The sequence below is a fragment of the Phenylobacterium sp. genome, from assembly GCF_030651755.1.
In the GTDB taxonomy this organism is placed as follows: Bacteria; Pseudomonadota; Alphaproteobacteria; order Caulobacterales; family Caulobacteraceae; genus Phenylobacterium.
Genome location: NZ_JAUSBZ010000013.1, coordinates 1 through 15881 on the forward strand (window position 1 = coordinate 1; position 15881 = coordinate 15881).

General features: G+C 66.7%; 18 protein-coding genes. 7 read left to right on the plus strand and 11 right to left on the minus strand.

The window, feature by feature from the left end; genetic code table 11:
* The 7 genes from Q7V15_RS01035 to ccoN form a co-directional block, all read right to left on the minus strand.
* Positions 1-1353 (minus strand): heavy metal translocating P-type ATPase (locus Q7V15_RS01035; protein WP_304753071.1); only part of this gene is annotated, 1353 nt, incomplete at its 3' end.
* On the minus strand, positions 1344-1820 hold the full coding sequence (locus tag Q7V15_RS01040; protein ID WP_304753073.1) for a FixH family protein: 477 nt from the start codon (positions 1818-1820) through the stop codon (positions 1344-1346). The genes Q7V15_RS01035 and Q7V15_RS01040, both read right to left, overlap by 10 nt.
* 5 nt (positions 1821-1825) lie before the next feature.
* A complete protein-coding gene (gene ccoG / locus Q7V15_RS01045; RefSeq protein WP_304753075.1) occupies positions 1826-3334 on the minus strand; it encodes a cytochrome c oxidase accessory protein CcoG in 1509 nt (502 codons plus the stop codon).
* Between the two features lie 9 nt (positions 3335-3343).
* Positions 3344-4210 (minus strand): cytochrome-c oxidase, cbb3-type subunit III, encoded by an 867-nt coding sequence (ccoP, locus tag Q7V15_RS01050; protein ID WP_304753077.1) that lies wholly within the window; start codon positions 4208-4210, stop codon positions 3344-3346.
* Complete coding sequence (locus tag Q7V15_RS01055; protein ID WP_304753080.1) at positions 4197-4376, minus strand: cbb3-type cytochrome c oxidase subunit 3; 180 nt, start codon at positions 4374-4376, stop codon at positions 4197-4199. Before Q7V15_RS01055 ends, ccoP begins: the two co-directional genes overlap by 14 nt.
* Positions 4373-5116: a cytochrome-c oxidase, cbb3-type subunit II gene (gene ccoO / locus Q7V15_RS01060; protein ID WP_304753082.1), complete on the minus strand. Its 744-nt coding sequence runs from the start codon at positions 5114-5116 to the stop codon at positions 4373-4375. Before ccoO ends, Q7V15_RS01055 begins: the two co-directional genes overlap by 4 nt.
* A gap of 10 nt (positions 5117-5126) precedes the next feature.
* Positions 5127-6776: a cytochrome-c oxidase, cbb3-type subunit I gene (gene ccoN / locus Q7V15_RS01065; RefSeq protein ID WP_304753085.1), complete on the minus strand. Its 1650-nt coding sequence runs from the start codon at positions 6774-6776 to the stop codon at positions 5127-5129.
* Positions 6777-6901: 125 nt separating this feature from the next.
* Here ccoN and Q7V15_RS01070 point away from each other — a divergent pair, with 125 nt between their 5' ends.
* Together Q7V15_RS01070 and dusA are read left to right on the plus strand one after the other, a co-directional pair.
* On the plus strand, positions 6902-7156 hold the full coding sequence (locus Q7V15_RS01070) for a hypothetical protein (protein ID WP_304753087.1): 255 nt from the start codon (positions 6902-6904) through the stop codon (positions 7154-7156).
* A gap of 97 nt (positions 7157-7253) precedes the next feature.
* Complete coding sequence (gene dusA / locus Q7V15_RS01075; protein WP_304753090.1) at positions 7254-8258, plus strand: tRNA dihydrouridine(20/20a) synthase DusA; 1005 nt, start codon at positions 7254-7256, stop codon at positions 8256-8258.
* Here dusA and Q7V15_RS01080 read toward each other — a convergent pair.
* The 3 genes from Q7V15_RS01080 to Q7V15_RS01090 all read right to left on the minus strand — a co-directional run bounded on the left by Q7V15_RS01080 (position 8255) and on the right by Q7V15_RS01090 (position 9598).
* On the minus strand, positions 8255-8770 hold the full coding sequence (locus tag Q7V15_RS01080; protein WP_304753092.1) for a GNAT family N-acetyltransferase: 516 nt from the start codon (positions 8768-8770) through the stop codon (positions 8255-8257). The two genes, dusA and Q7V15_RS01080, sit on opposite strands and share 4 nt — an antisense overlap.
* Complete coding sequence (locus tag Q7V15_RS01085; protein WP_304753095.1) at positions 8770-9279, minus strand: TIGR02281 family clan AA aspartic protease; 510 nt, start codon at positions 9277-9279, stop codon at positions 8770-8772. Before Q7V15_RS01085 ends, Q7V15_RS01080 begins: the two co-directional genes overlap by 1 nt.
* 109 nt (positions 9280-9388) lie before the next feature.
* Positions 9389-9598, minus strand: coding sequence for a DUF1289 domain-containing protein (locus Q7V15_RS01090; RefSeq protein WP_304753097.1), 210 nt, complete (start codon positions 9596-9598; stop codon positions 9389-9391).
* A gap of 202 nt (positions 9599-9800) precedes the next feature.
* On the opposite strand from Q7V15_RS01090, the gene Q7V15_RS01095 reads away from it, so the two are divergent.
* Together Q7V15_RS01095 and Q7V15_RS01100 are read left to right on the plus strand one after the other, a co-directional pair.
* Positions 9801-10166 (plus strand): hypothetical protein, encoded by a 366-nt coding sequence (locus Q7V15_RS01095; RefSeq protein ID WP_304753099.1) that lies wholly within the window; start codon positions 9801-9803, stop codon positions 10164-10166.
* Positions 10167-10307: 141 nt separating this feature from the next.
* Entirely contained in the window at positions 10308-11816 is a 1509-nt protein-coding gene (locus Q7V15_RS01100; RefSeq protein WP_304753102.1) for a phospholipase D-like domain-containing protein, read from the plus strand.
* Here the strand turns inward: Q7V15_RS01100 and Q7V15_RS01105 are convergent.
* Positions 11780-12511, minus strand: coding sequence for an endonuclease/exonuclease/phosphatase family protein (locus Q7V15_RS01105; RefSeq protein WP_304753105.1), 732 nt, complete (start codon positions 12509-12511; stop codon positions 11780-11782). The two genes, Q7V15_RS01100 and Q7V15_RS01105, sit on opposite strands and share 37 nt — an antisense overlap.
* A 180-nt stretch (positions 12512-12691) precedes the next feature.
* On the opposite strand from Q7V15_RS01105, the gene Q7V15_RS01110 reads away from it, so the two are divergent.
* The 3 genes from Q7V15_RS01110 to Q7V15_RS01120 all read left to right on the plus strand — a co-directional run.
* Complete coding sequence (locus Q7V15_RS01110; RefSeq protein WP_304753108.1) at positions 12692-13894, plus strand: acyl-CoA dehydrogenase family protein; 1203 nt, start codon at positions 12692-12694, stop codon at positions 13892-13894.
* Positions 13895-14008: 114 nt separating this feature from the next.
* A complete protein-coding gene (locus Q7V15_RS01115) occupies positions 14009-15154 on the plus strand; it encodes an acyl-CoA dehydrogenase family protein (protein ID WP_304753111.1) in 1146 nt (381 codons plus the stop codon).
* An 86-nt stretch (positions 15155-15240) separates the two neighbouring features.
* Positions 15241-15881 (plus strand): DMT family transporter (locus tag Q7V15_RS01120; RefSeq protein WP_304753113.1); only part of this gene is annotated, 641 nt, incomplete at its 3' end.

The window sequence follows — 15881 nt, forward strand, 5'->3', positions numbered from 1 at the left end:
GGTCAGGACGCCGGTCTTGTCGAACACCACATGGTCGACCTCGGCCAGGCGCTCCAGGGCGGCGCCCGACTTGACCAGGACGCCCTTGCGGAACAGCCGCGCCGAGGCGGTGATCTGCACGGCGGGGACGGCCAGGCCGAGGGCGCAGGGACAGGTGATGATCAACAGGGCCACAGCCCGTAGCAGGGCCTCCCGCGGGCCAAGCCCAAAGGCCAGTCCTCCGAGAAATGTCAGGGCGGCCACCGAGTGGATCACCGGCACATAGACCGCCGCGGCCTTGTCTGCGAGGCGGACATAGAGGGATTTGCTCTGGGCGCCAGCTTCCACGAGACGGGCGATGGCCGCCACGGCGGAGTCTTCCGATCGGGCGATGGCCAGGATGCGCAATGGCCCCGTCAGGTTCACTGAACCCGCCCGGCAGGTGTCGCCTGGCCGGACGTCCACCGGGGTGGTCTCGCCGGTGAGCAGGGCGTTGTCGAGTTCCGAGACCCCGTCCTCGACAAAACCGTCGACAGGGATGCGCTCCCCAGGGCGGACCAGAATCCGCTCGCCGACGGCGACCTCGCTGAGCGGCTTGATCCGCTCAAGACCGTCCTGTCCGAGCACCGTGGCCGCGGGCGCCTGGAGGGCCAGAAGGTCGGCCGCCGCGCTGCGGGCCCGGGCCCGCAGGCGGTGGTCGAGCCAACGGCCGATGAGCAGCAGGAACAGCAGGGAGACCGCGGCGTCGAAATAGGCGTCGCGGCCGTTGAGGAAAGTCTCAACGAAGCTGATGAACAGGGTCAGGATCACCCCGACCGAGATCGGCACGTCCATATTGGCCCGGCCGGCCTTCAGCGATCGCCAGGCCGATTCAAAGAAGGGCAGGCCTGCATAGATGGCGCAGGGCGTGGCGACGATGGCCGAGAGCCACAGCATGATGCTGCGGGTGGCCGGCCCCAACTCCTGGCCAAACAGGCCCGCCCAGACCGGCACCGAGAACATCATGGCGTTGCCGGCGCCGAAGCCCGCGACGGCCAGGGCCAGGATCAGTCGGCGGCTTTCCTTGTCATGGGCTTCGACAGCCTTGGCCGGGTCAAAGGGCGTGGCCGGGTAGCCGGCCTTGTCCAAGGCGGCGATCACCCGCCCCGCGTCCCCCCTGGTCGAGGTGAATCGCACCGACAGCCGACCCTCTGTGAGGTTCAGCCGGGCGGCGGCCACGTCGGGCAGGCTGGCGACCGCACTCTCGATCTTCGACATGCAGGCCGCGCACCGGGCGCCCTTGACCAGTAGCTCAAGATTGGCGGTCCCATCTTTGTCCCGCCGGAGAAAGGCCGACAGGTCGGGGGCATGGGCCAGGTCGTAGGTCAGGGCCATGTCAGTCGACGCTCGCCTTCAAACTGCCGCCCTTCGGCGTCCTGGGCCTGGAAGGTGAGGTCCCAGACGCCGGTCACCCCGCCCAGTCGGGCGACATAGAGGCCAGGCTCGGTCTCGCGAAACCGCGGGGTCAGGGCGCCGGCGCCGGTGGCGGGCCGTTGCAGTTTTCCGCTGAGGGACAGATCGCGCACCGCAGCGCCCTGGTCGTCGATGATCCGGACGGCGACCGCCTCGGCCTCGGCCCCGGCTGAGGCGCGCCAGCCGAGCTTGGCCTGGTCGGCTTGCCGGGCCAGTTTGGCGTTGAAGGCCAGGCCGTCCTCATAGGGGGTCACCGACACCTCGCCGGGATAGGTGCGCAGGGCGGCGGTGATGAACACCGCATTGACCGCGGTAATGATCCCGAAGAACAGGATCATAGCCACCAGGACGTGCCAGCCACGAATGCGAAAACCGTCGGTGCTTTCCATGAGGCTCATCGCGCGTTCGCGGCTCCAGAGAGGAAGGATGTCGTCACCACCTGGGTCGCGCCAGCGGCCTGGACGGTGAAGGTGGCGGGCATATTGGCCTGAAGCAGGGATGCAGATGGCGCGGTCACAAAGGCGCGGACCGTGCGGACCTGGTTCGGCTCCACGGTGAGGGCCAGGGCGCCTTGCGTCACCTCGACCCCGGGAGTCTTGAGCTCGGCCCCGGACACGCCGCCGAAGGCCACCTGGGCGATGACGGGCTCAAAGGTCCGATTGGCGATCTTCAGGGTGTAGCTGTTGCGGATGTCGCCATCCTGCATGCGCACGAATGTCGGGTTGCGGTCGCGCAGGACGTGGACGTCCATCGGGCTGCGGGTCGCCAGGCCCCAAAGGGTCAATCCGCCCACCAGGGCCAGGGCGCCAGCGTAATAAAGGGTGCGGGGGCGGACCAGCTTGTAGACCGGTTTCTCGCCGCAGGCCCGGGCGGCCACGGCGGCGTCGGTGTCATAGGCGATCAGACCCTTGGGCCGGCCGACCTTGACCATGATTTCATCGCAGGCGTCGACGCACAGGCCGCAGTTGATGCACTCCAGCTGCGAGCCGTTGCGGATGTCGATCCCCATGGGGCAGACGACGACGCAGGCGTTGCAGTCGATGCAGTCGCCCCGGCCGTCCCAGGTGGCGCCCTTTTTGTGCGGAGCCCGGGGCTCCCCCCGGTCGAAGCGGTAGGTGACCTGCAAGGAGTGCTGGTCGAGCATGGCGCCCTGGATGCGCGGCCAGGGGCACATATAGATGCACACCTGCTCGCGCATGGTTCCGGCCAGCGCATAGGTCGTGAAGGTCAGGATGGCGCAGGAGACATAGGCGGTCATCGGCGCCTGGCCGACCCAGAAGTCCCGCAGCAGGCTGGGCGCATCGTGGAAATAGAAGATCCAGGCCCCGCCGGTGCCGAACGCTACGGCCAGCCAGGTGGCGTGCTTGCCGCCCTTGCGCCACGCCTTGTTGAACGACACGGGCGAGGCGTCGAGCTTCATGCGGGCGTTCCGGTCGCCCTCGAACATGCGCTCGATATAGATATAGAGATCGGTCCAGACGGTCTGCGGGCAGGCGTAACCGCACCATAGCCGGCCAAACAGGGCGGAGGTCAGGAACAGGGCCAGGGCCGCGATCACCAGCAGGCCGGTGATGAAATAGACCTCCTGGGGCCAGAGCTGGATGAAGAAGAAATAGAAGCGACGTCCGGCGAAGTCGACGAGCACCGCCTGGTCCGGCAGGTCGCCGGGGCGATCCCAGCGGATCCAGGGGGTGACGTAGTAGACGGCCAGGGTCAGGACCAGCAGGATCCACTTGATGTTGCGCCAACGGCCCTGGACCAGCTTCGGATAGATCGGCGCCCTGGGCTTGTAGAGCCCCCCGCCGGCGTCACCCTTGCCCCGCGCCCGCGCGGCGGCCGACCGCGGCCCTTTGGGGGCCGGGTCGCCTTCCGGGGGCTTTGTGCGGTCGATGACGACGGTCATGGTGCGGTCCTATCGCCCGCCAGCGTTGGCGTGGACGTACACGGCCAGGGCCTTGAGGGTCTCGTCGTCGAAGCGTCCGGCCCAGGCGGGCATGACGCCGTTGCGGCCAAACCAGATCTGCGTGCGGATTTCCTCGCGCGAGGCGCCGTAGAGCCATTCAGCGTCGGTGAGGTTGGGCGCGCCCTGGGTCGGGTCGCCGAGCCCTGTGACGCCGTGGCAGGAGGCGCACTGATCGGCGAAGACCGGTCGGGCCCGATCAGCGGCCTCCCGGTCGCCCTCACCACGGGACAGAACCATGACCAGTTCGGTCAGGTCGTTGACCTGGGCCGAAGTCAGCAACTGATCACGGCCGAAGGCGGGCATCTGGGAGAAGCGCGTGCCTTCGACGCCCGCGCGGACGCCGACCTTGAGGGTGTGATGGATCCCATCCAGCGTGCCGTCCCAGAGCCAGATGTCGTCGAGCAGATTGGGATAGCCCTTGGCGCCGGCGCCGCCGACCCCGTGGCAGGTGGCGCAGTTGTCGCCGAACACCGACTGGCCGACGGCCAGAGCGTACTGTTGCAGATCGGGGTCGGCCTCGATCTCCTGCAGCGTGGCGTTGGTCAGCCGGGCGGCGCCTTCGCCGCGCAGTTCGCGGAGGGTTTGCAACTGCTGGGCGACCTGGGCGCGGTCAGAATGGCCCATCACGCCCTTGGTGTAGCCGTTGATCCCCGGCCAGGCCGGCATCAGCACCCAATAGACGATGGCGAAGGCCACGCTGGCGTAGAACACCCAGAGCCACCAGCGGGGCAGGGGGTTGTCGAGTTCGCGGATGCCATCCCATTCGTGGCCCGTGGTCTCGACGCCGGTGACCTCGTCGGTCTCACGCTTGGACATTGTCGTCCTCATCCTTTTCGAGGGGCAGCATCGCGGCGCGGCGGAAGGCCTCGCCATTGCGGGGCCACAGGGCGTAGGCCACGCCCGCGGCGAAGATGGCGGCGAAGTAGAGGGTGCCGCCCTGCTGGGCGAACATCGCCACGGTTTCGTAGGACAGGCCGCTCATCGCAGGTTCTCCGGGGCTTCGGCCTCATAGGTGGAGAAGTCGACGAGGGTGCCGAGCATCTGCATGTAGGCGATCAGGGCGTCCATTTCGGTCAACCGGGCCGGATCGCCGTCGAAGTCCCGCTGCAGCACCGCCTCACCGTACCGAGCCTTGAGGTCCCGGGACGGGGCGAAGGGGTCGGCCTGGGTCATCAGATCGGCCTTGGCGTTGTCGATCATGTCCTGGGTGTAGGGCACGCCGACCTTGGTCATGGCCGCCAGCTTGGCTTGGACGTCCTTGGTCTCAAGCTCGCGCCCGGACAGGAAGGCGTAGGGCGGCATCACCGATTCCGGCACCACCGAGCGGGGATCGATCAGGTGGTCCCGGTGCCAGTCATCGGAGTACTTGCCCCCGACCCGCGCCAGATCCGGGCCCGTCCGCTTGGAGCCCCACTGGAAGGGGTGGTCGTACATGCTCTCGGCCGCCAGGCTGTAGTGGCCGTAGCGCTCCACCTCGTCCCGGAGGGGGCGGATCATCTGCGAATGGCAATTGTAGCAGCCCTCGCGGATGTAGACGTCCCGGCCCGCCAGCTCGAGGGGTGTGTAGGGGCGAACCCCCTTCACCTTCTCGATGGTGCTCTCCAGGTAGAAGAGCGGGGCGATCTCCACCAGGCCCCCCACCGAGACCACCAGCAGGATGGCTACGGTGAGGAGGATGGAGCGACGCTCCAGAACGCCGTGTTTTTTCCAGATATTTTTCATCAGAGCCCCCTTACTCGGCCGGTATCAGCGCAGGGGCGGGGGTCGCAGCCGCCGAGACGGGACTCGGCAGGCGGACCGTACGCCACAGGTTGTAGGACATGATCAGGGCGCCTGTGAGGTACATCAGACCCCCCAGCATGCGGATGACGTTCTCGACATGCTTGGCTGCGACCGTCTCGACGAAGGCGTTGGCGAGGAAGCCCTGGGGCGTGTATTCGCGCCACATCAGGCCTTCCATGATACCCGACACCCACATGGCGCAGATGTAGAGAAGGATGCCGGTGGTCGCGATCCAGAAGTGCCACTCCACCAGCTGGTTCGAATACAGCCGGTCCTTCTTCCACAACCACGGAACCATGCAGTACATGGCGCCGAAGCTGATGAAGCCGACCCAGCCCAGGGCGCCGGAATGCACGTGACCGATGGTCCAGTCGGTGTAGTGGGACAGGGAGTTGACCGCCCGGATCGACATCAGCGGACCTTCGAAGGTCGACATGCCGTAGAAGGCGATGGCCACCACCATCATCCGGATCACCGGATCGGTGCGCAGCTTGTCCCAGGCGCCCGAGAGGGTCATCAGGCCGTTGATCATCCCGCCCCAGGACGGCATCCACAGCATGATCGAAAAGGTCATGCCCAGGGTCTGCGCCCACTGCGGCAGGGCCGTGTAGTGAAGGTGGTGGGGACCCGCCCAGATGTAGATGAAGATCAGCGACCAGAAGTGGACGATGGACAGGCGGTAGGAATAGACCGGCCGCTCGGCCCGCTTGGGCACGAAATAGTACATCATCCCCAGGAAGCCGGCGGTCAGGAAGAAGCCGACGGCGTTGTGGCCGTACCACCACTGGGTCAGGGCGTCCTGGACCCCGGCGAACAGGGAATAGCTGCGGTGATGCAGGGCCCCGACCGGCATGGCCAGGTTGTTGATCACATGCAGCAGGGCGATGGTGACGATGAAGGCCAGGTAGAACCAGTTGGCCACGTAGATGTGGGGTTCCTTGCGCTTCCAGAGCGTGCCCAGGAAGACCAGCAGATAGGCGACCCAGACCACGGTCAGCCACAGGTCGATGTACCACTCCGGCTCGGCATATTCGCGGCTCTGGGTGATGCCGGCGAGATAGCCGGTGGCCGCGAGCACGATGAACAGCTGGTAGCCCCAGAAGACGAACCAGGGCCAGACGCCGCCCGCCAGGCGCGCCTTGCTGGTCCGCTGCACCACATAGAAGGAGGTGGCGATCAGGGCGTTGCCGCCGAAGGCGAAGATCACGCCCGAGGTGTGCAGGGGGCGAAGCCGGCCGAAGTTCAGCCAGCCGTGCTCGGGGAAGTACATGATGTTGGGCCAGGCGAGCTGGGCGGCGATCACCACACCCACCAGCAGGCCGACCACCGCCCAGAACATGGTGGCGATGACGCCGGCCCGGATCACCCCGTCGGCATAGCGCTCCTGCGGGCTGCGCAGCCGGCCCGAACTCAGGGCCACGGTCAGCAGCGCGAAGGCGAGGATGAAGGCGCCGATCAGCAGATAGCCGTGGAAACGGAACAGGCGATCATCTGAGAACGCCGTCGCGAAGATCGCCCCCAGGGCCAGCAGCCCCGTCAGGACGTAGAGCAGGACGGCGTCGAGGGGCGCTCGATCCGGCTCGGTGATTGAATGATTCATGTTCCCCAGCGACTCGGTGCGAAAGACCGATCACCTCTGACGCGCTGCAACAGCGGGGGCTTTGATCCATCTCAAGGCCAAGGTGCGCCGGCGTGGCGATCAAGGGGCGAAGAGGAGTTCAATCCATGCGCGCATCCTTCCTGCACGACCGGGAAACCCGGATCATCGCCGGCGTTTCGGCCTGGGTCGCTGCGGCGTTGAGCGCCGAATACGCTTGGCTGCATGCCCGCTCGACCGCAGCCCTCTACGGCGCCATCTGCGGCGAAGGGCCGCTGGTCCACTGCGCCGCCTGCTACGCCGCCCCGATCCTGGCCCTGGCCGGGGCGGGCCTCCTGGCCCCGGTGGGTCTGCAGGCGCTGCGGGTGAGGGCGGGGCGGTAGGTCAATGCCGCCGCCGGGCGCGTGACGGGTCGGTAGTCGAAAGGTGGAACTGTCCGGTGTATAGGGCGCTCAAACACCACCGGACTTAAAAGAGCCCTTGATCCTCGCACCGCCCTTCCAACCCCACCGCCTGTCCGTCGCGCCCATGATGGACTGGACGGACCGGCATTGCCGGAGCCTGCATCGGGTGCTGTCGAAGCAGGCGCTGCTCTATACCGAGATGGTCACCACCGGCGCGGTGCTGCACGGAGATCGTGAGCGCCTGCTGGGCTATGACGCCGGTGAGCATCCGGTGGCCCTGCAACTGGGCGGGTCTGATCCCGCCGACTTGGCGGCGGCCGCCGGCATCGGCGCGGACCTTGGCTATGACGAGATCAATCTCAATGTCGGCTGTCCGTCCGACCGGGTGCAGAGCGGCCGGTTCGGCGCCTGCCTGATGCGAGAGCCGGCCCTGGTGGCCGAGTGCATGGCCGCCATCGCCGCGGCGGTCGACGTGCCCGCCACGGTCAAGTGCCGCATCGGCGTGGACGACCAGGACCCGGAAGAGAGCCTGTTCACCCTGGTGAATCTCTGCGCCCAGGCCGGCGTGCGGACCTTCGTGGTTCATGCCCGCAAGGCCTGGCTGAAGGGGCTGTCGCCCAAGGAGAACCGGGACGTGCCGCCCCTGGACTACGATCTGGTCTATCGGCTGAAGCGCGAACGGCCCGACCTGACCATTGTTCTGAACGGCGGCGTGCCCGACCTTGCGGCGGCCAGGGCGCATCTGGAGCAGGTGGACGGGGTGATGCTGGGCCGGGCGGCCTATCACACGCCGGAGATCCTGGGCGCGGTGGACGCTGAGGTGTTCGGGGAGGGCGATGTGATCGACTCCGCGACCGCCGTGGAGCTCTATCGGCCCTATCTCGCCGCCCGCCTGGCTGACGGCACGCCGCTGGCGGCCATGAGCCGGCATATGCTCGGCCTGTTCCATGGGCGTCCCGGCGCCCGGGCCTGGCGGCGCATTCTGACTGTGGAGGGCGTCAAGCCAGGGGCTGGGCTTGAGGTGGTGGACGCCGCCCTGGCCGCTGTCGCCCAGGCCCGCGAGGCCCGGGACGCCGCCTAGAGATCCCCCAGCTCCTCGCGGGTCATGAAGACCGCCGCGGGACCGTAGCCGGCGACCTTGGCCGCCAAGGCCTGTGAGACCGCTTGCGGCGGGCGCCAGCCTTGCCGAATCCAGAACGGCGCGGCGCCCTCAACCGCGATCAGTTCCGAACGCGCCAGGCCGAGGGCGCGCGCCGCGTCGCGGCCCGCTGACAGCAGGGTGCGGGCCAGGCCCAGGCCACGGGCGGCCTCGGCCACCGAAAGGTCATGCACATACCAGCACTCGGCGGGCGTCCCGGCCGCGAGCAGGGCGTCCACCGGCGGCGGGTCGCCGGCCGCCCAGGGGTGGCTGACCAGGTAGCCGGCCAGGCCGGACTTGCTCCAAGCGGTCAGGTTCAGGCCTGGCGCCAGGGCCATGCGGCTCAGGAAGGCGGCCTCGGAGTCGTGCAAGGGCGGGGGATAGCCGCGGCACTGGAGGTCCAGGACGGCGTGCAAGTCCTGCGGCGCCATGGGGCGCAGGACGAGGCTGTCCATCAGGGACGCAGGATCAGGGAGGTGCGGGTGGCCTCGAAACGGGTCAGCCGCCCCAGATAGCTCATGCCCAGCAGCGAGGTCTCCAGACCCTTTTCGATCACCAGGGCGTCCACATCGGCCACCCGGGCGCCGGCGACCGAAATGGCGCTCAACTTCACCACCGCCGCCCGGGCCTCACCCGAGGCGGTCATCACCTTCTGGCGATAGTCGAGCTTGGCGGGATCAAAGCCCAGGCGCTGAGCGTCTTCCAGGGTCAGCGCCACCGCCGTGGCGCCGGTGTCCACCAGGAACCGCACCCGCGCCCCATTGACGTCAGCCTCAGCCCAGTAGTGACCGTCGCTGGCCTTGCTGATCGCCGCGCTCTGGCCCACAGCCATCGGCGGCGGCGCCTCGCGCAACGTGGCCACGAGGGCTGAGGCGCCCCGGGACGGATCTAAAGCGACGACCGTCTGAGCCGCACCGACGGCCGAGACGGCCGCCACAAGGGTCAGCATTGCAAACTTGAGCATTTCGACACCCGCCTCACCAAAGGCATAACGGCCATTTCGGCCTTGTTGTGAGGCCACCTTAGGGCGCGCGGGTTTGCATCCGGTGAATCGGTCGGGCCGGCGTGCGGTTTCAGAACATGGCGAGCTTTTCCGGCGCGATCTGGGCGCGGCGGCCCGGCAGTTCGGCCATCAGGGTCTCACGGGTCACCGCCGGCATTTTCGCCCAACTGGCGACTTCGACCAGGGTGCGATAGCAGCCCAGGCACAGTCCGCTGGTCCCGTCGATGACGCAGACCTTTATGCAGGGCGTGACGATGGGCGGCGGGGGCTTGTCAGTCATGGCGGCAAGATTAGGCCGTGGACCGGCCTGCCGCTAGCCGGCATCAGTTCCCGCTGAGCGCATCAGCGTTGCTCATGAAAATCATGTAATAAATCACCATTACGTATATTTAATCTATATCTCTCCACCTTTCCAAAGGTTCATTTGAGTTCTTACCCTCGGCGTATCAAATTGTTATCATTGATTTCGAGGGAGAAACATCATGAAGTTCGTCGCCGTTGTTGCCGCCGTCTCTGCTATCGCCGCCGCAGGCTCCGCCAGCGCGCTAGAGATGAAGGATATGGAGTATCTGCAAGCTGTCCGCTGTCATGCCCTGGCCGGTTCATCCCTGATCCAGGCTGACACCAGCGCCATCAACGCCCTGGTCCGCAACCAGACCTATGGTCGGACCCCCTATGTCCAGGAGCGGGCCAAGACCGAGCGCAGCCGCGCCGCCCGGCAGGCCAGGTCCTCCGACGAGGCGGTTCAGGCCCAGGTCCGCGGCGAGGTCGCCGGCGCCTGCCAGGCTTGGCTCGGGGGCGAGGAAGGCGTGAAAGCCGCCCGCGCCTCGGCGCCCTCCGCCGGCTGAACTGCGAACGTTCCATCTGTCGCCTGCCTCGGGCGCGCCCTCCCCTGGGCGCGTCCGCTTTTTTGGGCGGATCACCGGAACCAAGCCCATAAAGTCCGCCTTATTGCCAGGATGCGCTAGGCCGTGCATGAGCCGGAGGCGATGAGCATTCTGACCCCGGGCGATACATGCTGGCGGCGTGAATCCGCCGGGCGGGCGGCCTTCCTGGTGGACACCGAGGCCTATTTCAACGCCTTGGCCGAAATCCTGCCCAAGGCTCAGAAGTCGATCTATCTGCTGGGCTGGGGGTTTGATCCCCGGACGCGCCTGGCGCCGGACGGGTTTGACGGACCCGATGATCCCGATGAGATCGGACGCATCCTCGTCGAGCTTTCGCGGCGTCGCCCGGAGTTGGATATCCGGCTGCTCATCTGGAAGTCGGCCTTGCCGATCAGCGCCAGCCAGAATTTCTTTCCTCACCGGGGCCGGCGTTGGTTCCACGACACGACGGTCCAGCTACGTCTGGACGAGTCCGTGCCTCTCGGCGCCTGTCATCATCAGAAGGTCCTCGTGGTCGACGACGCGGTGGCCATATGCGGCGGCGGCGATATCTCTGTCGATCGCTGGGATACCGCCGCCCATCTTGACGACGACCAGCGCCGGATCATGCCCGATCAGGAATGCCACGACCCTCGCCATGAAGTGATGTTGATGGTCGATGGCGCAGCCGCCAGCGCCCTGGGGGACCTGTTCCGGGCCCGCTGGCGGCGCTCAGCCGACGAGGTGGTGCCCAAGGCGGCGCCTTCGACGGCCGATCCTTGGCCCACGCGGGTCCCGGCGCACATGCTGGACGTGGATGTGGGGATCGCCCGCACCGAGCCAGCCTGGAAACGCGATCAGATGGTGGAGGAGATCCGCCGGCTCACCCTGGCCTCGATCTTTGAGGCCAAGGACCTGATTTACCTCGAGAACCAGTACTTCACCTCACCCATCTACGCCGAGGCCCTGGCGGCCCGTCTGACCGAGCCCAATGGTCCTGAGGTGGTGATGATCTCCACGGGATACAGCCCCAGCTGGTTCGACCGGCTGACCATGGACCAGGCGCGCAACAACATGCTGTGGCGCCTCCAGGTCGCGGACATCTTCGGGCGGTTCCACGCCTATTGGCCTGTCACCAGGTCCGGCCAGGAGATCATCGTCCATTCCAAGGTGACCATCATCGACGACCGTCTGGCGCGGGTGGGGTCGGCCAATCTGAACAATCGCTCCGGTGGTTTCGACACTGAATGCGAATTGGCCATCGAGGCCAATGGCGAGGACGACCGCATGGCCATCGGCGCTCTGCGCGATCGGCTGGTCGGGCACTTTATGGGCTATACCGGCGATGCGGTGACCAAGGCCCGCCTGGAGCGGGGCGGCCTGGGCGCAGCCATCTCCGCCCTTAATCACGAGGGGCGATTACGGCCTCTTGGCCCGCGGGACATGACCACCCTCGGGAAGATGATCGCCGCCTTCCACATCGGCGACCCGGCCGATGTCGCCGACTCCTGGCGGATCTTCCGCCGTCGCGACCGGCTCTACGAGGCTTCCCGGCGGCTTAGCCAGACCATCGCCCAGGGCCGGCCCACGACAGCTCAGGCCAGTTCGAAATCCATAACCAGCGGCAGGTGATCGGACGCCATTCGGGTGACGGGATCATAGGGCGCAAAGACGTCCAGCACCTTGATCTCGTCGCTGACAAAGAGGTGGTCGATCCGCAGCACCGGCAACACCGAGGGAAAGGTCGCCGAGGGCGACTTCCTGATCGCGTGGCGCCGCGCTGGCCGCAGGACCTCGCTGAGGGTGCGATAGACCATGGATGCCGAGGTGACATTGAAGTCCCCTAGCAGGATGGTTGGACCCTGTCGGTTCGGGTGGCCCAACCAGTTTGGCCCTGCGAGCGCGGCGGCCTGATTCTGCTGTTCCCGGGGCACCAGGCCCAGATGCGTGTTGAAGATCTGCAGCTCACGACCGTCCAAGGTGACGGTGACCCACAGGGCGCCCCGGGGTTCCAGCTGCGAGACCCGGTCGTGGCCGGGCAGGGCGGCGGACTTGATCTTGCGTTCGGGGTGGCGGGTCAGAATGGCGTCGCCATAGAGTTCTTCCTCAACCGTCATGGCGGGGTGGAAGTGGAAGGCCATCTCCAGCCGTTGCGCGATCTCGTGCGCCTGGTCGACGCCATTGGTCCGCATCCGTCCGACATCCAGCTCCTGCAGGGCGACGATGTCGGGTTCGAGGGCGGCGATCACGTCGGCGACGCGCGCAACGTCGAGCCGTCGGTCGACGCCGACGCAACGATGGACATTGTAGGTGAGGATGCGGGGCATGGGCGGGCTGTTCTGCGCGTCCTGGGCGGTCCGGGCAAGATGCCGCAAACGATCTGATTGCGCCGGATATGTATTACGTTGACGTTAGCGTCATCTTTTCTCCCGCGCCCGGGACGCCTATTGTCCGCGCCGAGCGTCGGCGACACTCTCGCCGACCCAGGAGCACCCAGGGAGCGCCCCATGAATCTTGATTTCTCCCCCGAAGACGCCGCATTCCGTGAGGAGGTGCGGACCTTCATCGCCGAGAATTATCCCAAGGACCTGCGCGCCAAGCAGGACAGCGGCGAGCAATTGAGCAAGGACGACTATCTGGCCTGGCACAAGGTGCTGGCCAAGAAGGGCTGGGTCGCCCCCTCCTGGCCGAAAGAGTTTGGCGGGACCGACTGGACGCCGACCCAGAAGTACATCTGGTCTGAGGAACAGGCCCGCGCCGACACCATCGCTGTCTTGCCCTTCGGCGTCAGCATGCTGGCCCCGGTGATCTACACCTTCGGCACCGAAGAGCAGAAGAAGACGTTCCTGCCCGGCATCTACAACGGCGAAGTCTGGTGGTGTCAGGGCTATTCCGAGCCGGGCGCCGGTTCAGATCTCGCCTCGCTGAAGACCAAGGCTGAGCGGGTCAAGGAGGACGATGGCAAGGAGTACTACATCGTCAATGGCCAGAAGACCTGGACCACCCTTGGCCAGTTCGCCGATTGGGGCTTCTTCCTGGTCAAGACCGATCCGGACGTGAAGCCGCAGGCTGGCATCAGCTTCCTGCTGATCGACATGAAGAGCCCCGGCATTGAGGTTCGTCCGATCATCACCCTGGAGGGCGGCCACGAGGTCAATGACGTCTTCCTCGACAATGTGAAGGTCCCCGTCGAGAACCGCATCTTCCACGAAAATCAGGGGTGGACCTGCGCCAAGGCGCTGCTGGCCCATGAACGCTCCGGCATCGCTGGCGTGGCCCGGTCCAAGCGGGGCCTGGAGCGCCTGCGGGAGATGGCGACCACCGAGATGAGCGACCTGGGTGGGCCGCTGCTCACCGACACCTTCTTCAAGCGCAAGGTCGCTGAGCTCGAAATCGACCTGACGGCCCTGGAATTCACCGAGCTGCGCACGCTCGCGGGCGAGTCCAGCGGCAAGGGACCTGGTCCCGAATCCTCGATTCTCAAGATCAAGGGCACCGAGATCCAGCAGCGCCTGCAGGAACTTGCCCTGGAGGCCGCCGGCCACTATGGCGCGCCCTTCCTGCGGGACCTGGGTCACAACGCCAATATCGGCCCTAGCTATGCCGACGGCGTGGCCGGCGACTACTTCAATGGCCGTAAGACCTCGATCTATGGCGGCTCCAACGAGATCCAGCGCAACATCATCGCCAAGATGGTGCTGGGCCTCTGAAGTGAACACCGGAGACACCCCTCCCCCTTGCGGGGAGGGGCCTGCCTTCCGATCCGATTTCCAAATTTCCAAGCCTCTTCCCAGCGCGGGAGGGGCTCTGAATAGGACCACCCCATGGACTTCAGCTTCACAGACGAACAGTCGATGCTGCGCGACACGGTCGCGAGCTACCTGGCTGACAATTACGCCTTCGACGCCCGCCGGGCGGCGATCAAGAGCGAGGCCGGCTGGCGGCCTGAGGTCTGGAAGGCCTTCGCCGAAGAGCTCGGCATTCTCGGCGCGCCCTTTTCCGAAGAGCTGGGCGGCCTCGGCGGCGGTCCGGTGGACAACATGGTCGTCATGGAGGAGTTCGGCAAAGCCCTGGTCGTCGAGCCCTATATGGGCACGGTGGTCATCGGCGGCGGCTTCCTGAAGCACTCGGGCCATGCGGCGGCCCCGGACCTGATCGAGAAGGTCATCGCCGGCGACGCCATCTTCGCCTTCGCCTATGCCGAGCCCCAGGCCCGCTACACCTGGCAGGACCTGAAGACCACCGCGACCAAGGACGGCACGGGCTATGTGATCAACGGCCAGAAGTCGGTCGTCATCGGCGCGCCTTGGGCCACCCACCTGATCGTCACCGCCCGCACCGGCGGCGGCCAGCGCGACGCTCAAGGGGTCTCGGTCTTCCTGGTGGACAAGAACGCCAAGGGCGTCACCACCCGGGATTATCCCACGGTGGACGGCCAGCGCGCCTCGGAGGTCACCTTCGAGAACGTCTCGGTCGGCGTTGAGGCCTTGATCGGCGCCGAAGGCCATGGCCTGCCCCTGGTCGAGAAGGTCATGGACGAAGCCATCGCCGCCACCTGCGCCGAGGCCTGTGGCGTTCTGCGCCGCCTGCAGGAAGGCACGGTGGAATACACCCGCACCCGCAAGCAGTTCGGGGTTCCGATCTCGTCCTTCCAGGTGCTGCAGCACCGGATGGTGGACATGTTCATCCAGCTCGAACAGTCCATCTCCATGACCTACATGGCCACGATCCGTCTGTCGGAGGAGGCGCATGAGCGCGCCCAGGCGATCTCGGCCGCAAAGGTCCAGATCGGCAAGGCCTGTCGTTTCGTCGGCCAGAACGCCGTTCAGCTGCACGGCGGCATGGCCATCACCGATGAGATGGCCATCGGTCACTACTTCAAGCGCGCCACCATGATCGAAGGTGTGTTCGGCTCCACCGACCATCACCTGGCCCGCTATGAGGCCCTGTCCTTCGGCAAGGCCGCCTGAGGTTGAACCGCGCGCCGTCCGGTCCGCCGCCGGACGGCGCGCATTCGCCTTGCCTTGCGCCCGCGAAGCGCGCTTAAGGCCACATCATGGCCCTGCGCGACTTCGCCCTGATCGTCCTCGTCTGTCTCATCTGGGCGAGCAACAACATCATCTCGAAATATGTGGTGGCCGATCTCGCCGTGCCGCCACTGTTCTACGCCGCCGTGCGCTTCGCCCTGGTGGCGCTGATCACGCTGCCCTGGCTGTTGCCCATGCCGCGGCCCCGCTGGCGGCTGCTGGTGGTGGCCCTGCTGATGGGCGGCGGCAATTTCGCCCTGCTGTTCATCGGCCTGCAGACCGCCACCGCCTCGGCCGCCGCCGTCGTCATTCAGCTGGGCGTGCCCATCACCACGGTGCTGTCCATGGTCATGCTGGGGGAACAGGTGCGCTGGCGCCGGGGCATCGGCATCACCCTCACCCTGTCGGGCGCGCTGCTGGTCATGTGGGATCCGGGCGGCTTCGTGGTCTCCACCGGCCTGCTCTTCGTGGTCGCCGCCGCCTTCCTGGGGTCCCTCGGCGCGGTGATGATGAAGCAGATGGGCGGGGTCCGGCCCCTCCAGTTTCAGGCCTGGGTCGGCTTCGCCTCGGTCTGGCCCCTGGCGGCCCTGTCCCTCTGGCTCGAGCCTGGGCAGGTTCAGGCGGGGGTCGCCGCCGGCTGGCCCTTCCTGGTGGCGGTGGTGTTTTCGGC

Bases quoted from the DNA above. Each gene is read 5' to 3' on its own strand.
- Q7V15_RS01090 (WP_304753097.1), bottom strand. From the start codon at position 9,598: ATGACTGACAAGCCCCCGCCGCCCATCGTCACGCCCTGCATAAAGGTC.
- Q7V15_RS01115 (WP_304753111.1), top strand. From the start codon at position 14,009: ATGGACTTCAGCTTCACAGACGAACAGTCGATGCTGCGCGACACGGTC.
- Q7V15_RS01040 (WP_304753073.1), bottom strand. From the start codon at position 1,820: ATGGAAAGCACCGACGGTTTTCGCATTCGTGGCTGGCACGTCCTGGTG.
- Q7V15_RS01110 (WP_304753108.1), top strand. From the start codon at position 12,692: ATGAATCTTGATTTCTCCCCCGAAGACGCCGCATTCCGTGAGGAGGTG.
- ccoP (WP_304753077.1), bottom strand. From the start codon at position 4,210: ATGTCCAAGCGTGAGACCGACGAGGTCACCGGCGTCGAGACCACGGGC.
- Q7V15_RS01085 (WP_304753095.1), bottom strand. From the start codon at position 9,279: ATGCTCAAGTTTGCAATGCTGACCCTTGTGGCGGCCGTCTCGGCCGTC.
- Q7V15_RS01100 (WP_304753102.1), top strand. From the start codon at position 10,308: ATGAGCATTCTGACCCCGGGCGATACATGCTGGCGGCGTGAATCCGCC.
- Q7V15_RS01080 (WP_304753092.1), bottom strand. From the start codon at position 8,770: ATGGACAGCCTCGTCCTGCGCCCCATGGCGCCGCAGGACTTGCACGCC.
- Q7V15_RS01095 (WP_304753099.1), top strand. From the start codon at position 9,801: ATGAAGTTCGTCGCCGTTGTTGCCGCCGTCTCTGCTATCGCCGCCGCA.
- ccoN (WP_304753085.1), bottom strand. From the start codon at position 6,776: ATGAATCATTCAATCACCGAGCCGGATCGAGCGCCCCTCGACGCCGTC.
- ccoG (WP_304753075.1), bottom strand. From the start codon at position 3,334: ATGACCGTCGTCATCGACCGCACAAAGCCCCCGGAAGGCGACCCGGCC.
- ccoO (WP_304753082.1), bottom strand. From the start codon at position 5,116: ATGAAAAATATCTGGAAAAAACACGGCGTTCTGGAGCGTCGCTCCATC.
- Q7V15_RS01070 (WP_304753087.1), top strand. From the start codon at position 6,902: ATGCGCGCATCCTTCCTGCACGACCGGGAAACCCGGATCATCGCCGGC.
- Q7V15_RS01055 (WP_304753080.1), bottom strand. From the start codon at position 4,376: ATGAGCGGCCTGTCCTACGAAACCGTGGCGATGTTCGCCCAGCAGGGC.
- Q7V15_RS01105 (WP_304753105.1), bottom strand. From the start codon at position 12,511: ATGCCCCGCATCCTCACCTACAATGTCCATCGTTGCGTCGGCGTCGAC.